The organism is Chitinolyticbacter albus (assembly GCF_024437655.1).
GTDB lineage: Bacteria > Pseudomonadota > Gammaproteobacteria > Burkholderiales > Chitinibacteraceae > Chitinolyticbacter > Chitinolyticbacter albus.
In genome coordinates this window covers 48869-56799 of record NZ_JANBVF010000033.1, presented here as the reverse complement: position 1 = coordinate 56799, position 7931 = coordinate 48869, and the positions used below count along the sequence as shown (strand labels likewise).

Sequence of the window (7931 nt, the reverse complement as noted above, 5' to 3'; positions counted from 1 at the left end):
CGATGGGGACCACAATATCGATTGCAAAATCGACGGCATTGGACCGATGAAGCTCAAATCGGAGTTCGTTAAAAAGGCCTGAATGCCCGCCCGCAGTGCGGGCAGGGCAGTAGTGCCGATCAGGCGGACTTCAGCGCGTTGCGCTCGAGCGAGTAGCGGTTTTCCGGAATCGCCAGGCCGAGGTGGCCGCGCATCAGATCGAGATGACGAGCCGCTTTTGCAGCACACGCCAGGTTGTCGGATCGTCCCAGCCGATGCCCATCCAGAAATCATTGCCGTGGGTATTGGCGTTGTAGACAAAGATGTTGCAGCGGGGAATTCCCGCCTCGGCCAGCTTCGTCTGTGCGTATTCGACCAGCATTCTGCCCATGCCCATGCCCATGCCCATGCCCATGCCCATGCCCATACCTATGCCTTGGCCGCGATGGCTGGGTGCCACGGCCAGATGATGCAGGCCGAGCGGCAAGCCGGCTTAGCGGAACAGCACGGCCTCGTCCTCGGCCAGCCGCGGCAGGCGCGGCGGCAAGTCATCGGCGAGGCCGTAGCCCAGGCTCGCGATCCACAGCGTGCGCCAGCGCCCGTCCGGAAAGAACGCAGCATCGACGGCTGTGGTGTCCAGGCCCGACATCGGCGCCACCGCAAGGCCCAGTGCCCGTGCCGCCAGGATCAAATAGCCGGTCTGCAGCGCTGCGTTGCTGGTGGCCGAGGACTCGATCAGCGCGGGATGGCTGTCGAAGAAGCTGCGCGCATCAAAGCCGGGGAACAAGCGGGGTAGGGTCTCGTGGAAACGGCTATCCCAGGCGATCAGCACGGTGACCGGTGCTGCCAGCACGCGTTCGCGATTGCGCGCGGACAGCGCCGGCGCCAGCAGTGCCTTGGCATCAACGCTTTCCACGAACACAAAGCGCGCCGGCTGCGCATTGAAGCCGGTTGGGCCATGGCGCACCAGATCGTAGAGCTGGGTGAGCGTTTCTCGGCTGACTGGGATATCGGCAAAGCGCTGGACGGTGCGCGCGTCGTAGAACAGCTGCGCGAGAGTGGCGGCGGGAAGCGGAATGGTCATGGTGGGAAACCCCGCCCACAGTGGGGGCGGGGTATGGCCGGTCAGGCGGACTTCAGCGCGTTGCGCTCGAGCGAGTAGCGGTTTTCCGGGATCGCCAAGCCGAGGTTGCCGCGCAGGGTGGAGGCCTCGTACTCGGTGCGGAACAGGCCGCGATGCCGGAGGATGGGCACCACCAGGTCGATGAAGTCGACGAGGCCGCCGGGGTAGGTGGGCGCCAGCAGGTTGAAGCCGTCGGCCGCCTCGCTGACGAACCATTCCTCCAGCTGGTCGGCGATGCTTTCCGGCGTGCCGTGGATCACGCGGTGGCCGCGTGCGCCCGCCACCCATTCGTAGAGCTGGCGGATGGTGAGGTTCTCGCGTGCGGCCAGGTCCAGCAGCAGGCGCTGGCGGCTCTTGTTGTTGTTGGTTTCCGGCAGATCCTGCGGCACCGGGCCGTCAAGGTCGTAGTCGCGCAGCGCGTCCGATCCGCCGAGGCTCGCCAGCAGCGACAGGCCGATTTCCGGATCGATCAACTGGCGCAGCTGTTCCTTCTTGTCGAGCGCCTCCTGTTCGGTACGGCCGATCACCGGGTACACGCCTGGCAGGATCTTGATGTGGTCCGGATTGCGGCCGTACTTGTTGGCAGCGCGGCCCTTTACGTCGCGATAGAAGGCTTGCGCGTCTTCCAGCGTCTGCCAGGCGGCGAAGATGGCTTCGGCAGTCTTGGCGGCGAGCTCGCGGCCCGGCTCGGATGCGCCGGCCTGCACGATCACCGGGTGGCCCTGCGGCGAGCGCGGCACCGAGAGCGGGCCCTTCACTTTGAAGTATTCGCCCACATGGTTGAGCTCGTGCAGCTTGTCCGGATCGGTGTAGACGCCGGCGGCCTTGTCGTAGATGTGAGCGTCGTCTTCCCAGCTATCCCACAGGCCCTTGACCACCTCGACGAATTCCTCGGCGCGGCGATAGCGGTCGGCATGCTCCGGGTGGCCACCCAGGCCGAAGTTGTACGCAGCGTTGGCATTGCCCGAGGTGACTACGTTCCAGGCGGCGCGACCACCCGAGAGCAGGTCGAGCGAGGCGAACTTGCGCGCGATGTGCCACGGCTCGTTGTAGGTGGTGGAGGCGGTGGCGACGAAGCCGATGTTCTTGGTGACGGCCGACAGCGCCGAATACAGCGTGATCGGCTCGAAGCTGCTGCCGGCGCTGTGGCCGCTCTTGGCGCGCAGGTTGCGATCACCGGTGCCACGCCACAGGCCATCGCTGTCGGCAGTGAAGATGGCGTCGAACTTGGCCGCTTCGGCGATCTGCGCCAGTTTCTTGAAGTGCTCGAACTCGGTGGCGCCGGCCGGATGCGTATCCGGGTGGCGCCAGGCTGCGGCGTGATGGCCGGTCGGCGAAAGGAAGGCGCCGAGCTTGATCTGACGTTTCTTGCTCATGGTGAGGCTCCTGGTGAGGACTGGGCAGCCGCGAGGCTGCAGGCAGGGGCCGATTTAGCAAGGGGTGTACCAGCTCGTTGCTGGCATGGCTGATCGCGCGTAAGTGACTAAATTAAATGAGGATTTATGGCCGTTGCCGTGTGCGAGAGTGCCGGGGCGAGGTGGGGCCTAAGGTGCTGCTGTTGCGCTTGGCGCAAGCTGCTGGCCGCACTGTGCAAAAAGCCGCAGCGTTTGCTGCAGGGGCAGCAGCGAGGCTGGTCGAGCCAGACAGGTAGTCGCTGCGGCGTCGGCCGCAGTTCACATCGGCAGCCGAGCATCACCCAGGGCGGTTGCTGCGGTTCACCCTAAGCGCAGGTCGAACAACCAGTTGCCGGATAGATCGATATAGCCTTCGCGCCCGTCGCGGCTGGCTTCGAGCACATCCGCGTAAAGCCCGAACTGGATGTCGTCGAAATCCGGAGCGATGACGACATTTCCGGTCCGACCGATGCAGCCCCAGCGCTCGCCGGCTTCGTCACTGACGATGGCCAGAGCGCAAGGCATGAAGCTGCTGGCGTCTGCAAAGGTAGCGGCTATCACCAGCTTGCCCTGGCGGTCGATGTAGCCATAGCGGCCTGCGATCTCGACCCGCGCCAGCCCCTGGCTCAGATCGGCGAGGTCGTCGTACTGCGGCGCGAGCACCGTGGCGCCGCTGCCGTCGATAAACCCGTAGCGCTCATCGCGCACCACCACGGCCAGGCCTTCCGCGCAGTAAGGAAAGACGCTGTCAAAATCCGGCGCCAGCATGGTGTCGCCTGCGCGGTTGATGAAAACGACGCGACCGTCGTCGTTCACCGCGCGGGCCAGGCCATTGGCGGAAAAATCGCCGAGTCGCTCGTAGCACGGCGCGATCAGCCAGTCGCCGTTGCTATCGATCACGCCCTGTTTGCCCGCCGTTTCGACCCGCGCCATGCCGTGCGTATCAAAAGCGCGGGCGTTGTCGAAGCGGGCCGGAATTGCCAGCTCGCCGCTACGGTTGCAGTAGCCGTGAAGATAGCCTTCGCCAGCCACGCTGACGGGGGCCAAGCCGCAGTCCGCGAAATCGCCGGCGCTGAAAAAGCGCGGCTTGATCGCCCATTGGCCATCCATGTTGATGTAGCCGTAGCCCGCTTCGCGATCCGGGTCGATGCTCGCCGACGCGAGCCCGGCGCAGAATGCGCCAAGCTCGTGGTAGCGCGGCGCGATGACGATGTGCCCGTGGCGGTCGGCATAGCCTTGTTGACCGCCGCGGTTTTCGACGGGCAGCCAGAGCGCGGCATCGAGTGCGGTGAGATTGTTCATCGTGTTCCCTGCGCAAAGAGGGGGTGAGGATACACCGGGCCGCAACGCGCCGGCCCTGTTCATGGGATGCTTGAAACCGTGATCGCACCGAGAACAACGGGGCACAGCGCAACTGCTCAAGTGTCGTCGTGGTCCAGCAGCTCTTCGGGGAGAATGTTGTCGCGCATCGCCTGCAAATGGGCACTCGCTGCGGCATCGGGTTCGAACACTGCGCGGCCTACGACCTGTATCAGCGCGCCATGGTCCGCCTCGGCATCGGCCGCTTCTGCCGCCATCAGCCAGCGCACGCCGTCGCGGTAGTCGTGGTGTTGCCCATTGCGCGGGTTGCCACGGATGGCAGCGAGCGCCAACATGGCGAGGGCATGGCGACGACGATGCACCCGCTTTTCCAGCAGCGGAATGGCGTATTCCAGCAGTGCTTCGTCATGCAGCCAGGGCAGCAGCTGGCATAGTCCATCAAGATTGTTGCCACTACGATCGATCAGTTCGTCCTCGGCGATCAGCAGCGTGATCAGGCCGCTGGCTTTGGCGAGCACGCGTTCACGCTTGCCTTCATCGTCTGCGGCAACCGCCTGCCGCCCGTAGCAGGTGAGCAGTACATCGGCGTGGCTCAAGCACGGTGGATTCTCGTGCATGCTGTGGGTATGCGCGAGTTCCATCCAGGCTACGACATCATCCAGCGTGCCGGCTACCCGGCCCTGGAGCCAGCGCCTGCCTAGAAAGCTTGCGCACTGCCCGTTCCCTTCGTGCAGTCCGATGCGGCAGAAATCCACAGCCGCTTCATCGGACAGGGTCCGGGCAATGTCATACCAGGCGTCGTTCTGTGGCTGATGGCGTTCCGCTTCGGCGTACCAGGCTTGGGCAACAGCTGGGTTGGCCATGAATCCGCCTTCACCGGTCTCGGCCAGCCGCGCATACAGCAGCATGGCTGTGGTGTTGGCGCGCTCGTGCACTGCCCGCTCCAGCATCGCTGGGAGCCAGTCGGCGCCGTGTTCGAGCGCGGTTTCGTAGACCTTGAGCTGGCCATGTTCGATCTTGTTGGTGCTCAAGCCATGGCGGATCGGGCCGGTTTCTGCAATCTCACGGGCCACCACTATGCGCTGTGGATGATCGTCGCTCATCTCGTCGAGCATCTGCAGCAGCAGATACTGGCGCTGGCCGGGGCGCAGTGGCTTGGCCAGTTCCTGGACTAGCCTGTCGGATACCACATCGGCGCCGGCCTGCGCATCAGGGTCATAGCTGATGCCGGTGTTGTGATACAGCCAGCGGTAAAAGCGCGGGTAGTCCACAAGTGCCCGCTGGGTCTCATCCAAGTGGGCGAGCTCGCGGCTATCGAGCCACGCCTGTAGGCGCTCGTCATCGAGATGCCAGGCGCGTGCGGGCAGTACACAGAACACGGTTGGATGGGCCGCCTGGCTTAGACGCAGGAAGTAATCCATCAGCCAGCAGTTGCTGCCATCCAGATCGTAACGCAGCGCGGGCTTGCTCCCGCCCAGGCCTTGCTTCAGCCGTTGCCACATTCCTTGGGGCGGGTCGGCATCAGCCGCGCCATTCTCGTCATCGGCGTAGACGTTGCGGCCGATTTCGATGGCGGGCAGGCTGGCCGGGCGCTGGCGCGGGAAGCTGCGCTCGGAGTCGGATGGCAGGCCGGCCTGGGCGAGCAGGCGCACCACGCCGGCGCGTTCGGTGTCGTCGTCGGCGACCTGGTGGTTGTATGGGCTGGTGGTGCTGTGTTCGCTGTCCCGACCTGCCAGCAGGTCCGCCAGCCAGAGGTCGAAATACGGCTCGGCCGGGTCGTATTCGCCAAGATGGAACAGCGCGAGCGCCGGAGCCGGCCACAAAGCGGGGTCGCGCTCCAGCGCGTCGAGCACTGCGATCAGCAGCAGATCGCTGAAATAGCTGGCGGCACTGGCTGTGGCATCGCGCGGGGCCAGTCGGTCCTGTTGCGGATCGCAGCCGCGAAAGAGGCTGAGCCGATGCTGGCAGAACTGCCAGTAGGCGGCTTCAAGCAGGCACGCCTGCGCCGATTCCGGTGCTGCCTGACGCCATTGTTGCAGGCGCGCATGACTCTCGGCCCCATGGGCAAACAGCGTGTCGCCATCGCTGACCAGCAGGTGGAAGAGGGTTTCTTCGCGCTGCACATCCCGCCGCGCTGCTTCGGTCTCGGCTTGCAGCAGCGCGTGCAGTTCGGCAAATCGCCCCGCGTGCAGATGATCGTGGATGGTCAGCGCTAGCGCCGGACTCGGGTATGGCAGCTCGCTTGGCAGCCAGGGGTGGTAAGGCAGGACAGTAGCCGCAAGACACGTTGAAGCGGGCGCATAGGATTTGATGTTGCGACGCTGCTTTTCCCACCACATGACCGGCTCTCCACCTTTGATTTGAGGGAGGCATTATGTGTGAATTGACGAAAATTGTATTGATGGGGTAAGAATATTCGGGGTGGTGGACTTCCGACTTCAGATGGGGGCCGGATCACGCGGCGTTACGAGAAACCGCGGGAATGCCGCTGTTGTGCTGGCTGCAAGCTGCTGGCCGCACTGCGCAAAAAGCCGCATGCCAGCGAATCGGGGCAAGGCTGCTGCATCGGTTTTGCTCGCCAAGTTGCCGGTTTGCTCGGCCAATGGCGGAAACACGCCGTTGGCATGTCACTTGCTCGATGGGCTGTACCTCTTCTTGTCCAGGAGCATCCCATGGGTCACCCCACTGTCTACCCCACCGGCGCTACGCGCTACGATCCCGAGGCTGCGTGGAGCGGCTACACGCTGTTCCAGGCTGCCGACCTTGGGGCGCTGCTGATCGACATGAACGGCCGTGAGGTCAAGTTGTGGCGCGGCCTGCAGGGCTTTCCCAACAAGCTCTTGCCCGGCGGGCAGGTGCTGGGCAGCACCGGCAGGCGCGATCCGCAGCATGGCTTCCAGGACCAGTTGGACCTGGTGCAAGTGGACTGGGACGGCAAGGTGGTGTGGCGCTTCAGCGAGCTGGAACACATCTCCGATCCAGGCCAGCCCGCCCGCTGGTACGCGCGCCAGCACCATGATTTCCAGCGTGAGGGCAATCCTGTTGGCTACTACGCGCCGCAGTTCGAGCCCAGGGTCAGCGGTGGTTCGACGCTGCTCTTGGTGCACGAGGATGTGAGCCGGCCCGAAATCTCCGAATACAAGCTGCTCGACGACAAATTCGTCGAGGTGAGCTGGGACGGCAAGGTGGTGTGGGAGTGGCGGGCCAGCGACCACTACGATGAGCTGGGCTTTGACGAGGCGGCGCGCGCCGCGATCTATCGCAACCCCAACCTGCGGCCGCGCGCCGATGGCCCGATCGGCGATTGGCTGCATATCAACTCGCTGTCGCGCATTGGCGCCAACCGGCATTACGACCAGGGCGACGAGCGCTTCCATCCGGACAACATCATCTGGGATGCGCGCGACGCCAACCTGATGGCGATCACCGACCGGCGCAGCGGCAAGGTGGTCTGGCGCCTGGGGCCGCGCTACGACGGCAGCACCGCCGAACGCGAACTGGGCTGGATCATCGGCCAGCACCACGCCCACATCATCCCGCGCGGGCTGCCGGGCGAGGGCAATCTGCTGGTGTTCGACAACGGCGGCTGGGCCGGCTACGGCGAGCCGCATCCGGCCGCGCCGCAGGGCGTACAGCACGTGCGCCGCGACTATTCGCGGGTGCTGGAAATCGACCCGGTGACACTCGCCATCGTCTGGCAGTACACGCCGGCAGAGGCTGGCTTCGTGGTACCGCTCGACGCCGCACGCTTCTACAGCCCCTTCATCAGCAGCGCGCAGCGCCTGCCCAATGGCAACACGCTGATCACCGAGGGCGCCAACGGTCGCATCTTCGAGGTGACGCGCGAGCACACCCTGGTGTGGGAATACATCAGCCCGTATTGGGGCAGCGGCCGCCATGCGCTCAACCTGGTCTACCGCGCCTACCGCGTTCCCTACGACTGGGTGCCGCAGCTGCCGCACCCGGACGAGGTGGAGATCGCGACGATCGATGTCGCCACCTTCCGGGTGCCCGGGGCTGCGGCTCCAGGGCGGGTTTCGGAGACGGTGATCGCCGAGATCGATACCAGCCAGCCCGACGCGGTGTTTTGCGTGCTGACGGCCGAGTAGGCCAAC

7 protein-coding genes are annotated in these 7931 nt (G+C 64.9%); 2 read left to right on the top strand and 5 right to left on the bottom strand.

Features of this window, described 5'->3' with window-relative positions; translation table 11 throughout:
• A partial coding sequence (locus NLI84_RS15965) for a PhnA domain-containing protein (RefSeq protein WP_255991671.1) occupies positions 1-82 on the top strand: 82 nt, incomplete at its 5' end.
• Positions 83-193: 111 nt separating this feature from the next.
• Here NLI84_RS15965 and NLI84_RS15960 read toward each other — a convergent pair.
• The 5 genes from NLI84_RS15960 to NLI84_RS15940 form a co-directional block, all read right to left on the bottom strand.
• Positions 194-466 carry a hypothetical protein gene (locus tag NLI84_RS15960; RefSeq protein ID WP_255991669.1) on the bottom strand — a complete coding sequence of 91 codons (273 nt, stop codon included), beginning with the start codon at positions 464-466 and terminating at the stop codon, positions 194-196.
• Positions 467-472: 6 nt separating this feature from the next.
• Positions 473-1063 (bottom strand): malonic semialdehyde reductase, encoded by a 591-nt coding sequence (locus tag NLI84_RS15955; RefSeq protein WP_255991668.1) that lies wholly within the window; start codon positions 1061-1063, stop codon positions 473-475.
• Between the two features lie 41 nt (positions 1064-1104).
• Positions 1105-2478 carry an LLM class flavin-dependent oxidoreductase gene (locus NLI84_RS15950; RefSeq protein ID WP_255991666.1) on the bottom strand — a complete coding sequence of 458 codons (1374 nt, stop codon included), beginning with the start codon at positions 2476-2478 and terminating at the stop codon, positions 1105-1107.
• Positions 2479-2817: 339 nt separating this feature from the next.
• On the bottom strand, positions 2818-3798 hold the full coding sequence (locus tag NLI84_RS15945; protein ID WP_255991665.1) for a WG repeat-containing protein: 981 nt from the start codon (positions 3796-3798) through the stop codon (positions 2818-2820).
• Between the two features lie 116 nt (positions 3799-3914).
• Positions 3915-6155, bottom strand: a complete 2241-nt coding sequence (locus tag NLI84_RS15940) for a DUF4034 domain-containing protein (protein WP_255991664.1) — start codon at positions 6153-6155, stop codon at positions 3915-3917.
• A 333-nt stretch (positions 6156-6488) separates the two neighbouring features.
• On the opposite strand from NLI84_RS15940, the gene NLI84_RS15935 reads away from it, so the two are divergent.
• Positions 6489-7925, top strand: coding sequence for an aryl-sulfate sulfotransferase (locus tag NLI84_RS15935; RefSeq protein WP_255991663.1), 1437 nt, complete (start codon positions 6489-6491; stop codon positions 7923-7925).
• The last annotated feature ends 6 nt before the right edge of the window (positions 7926-7931 follow it).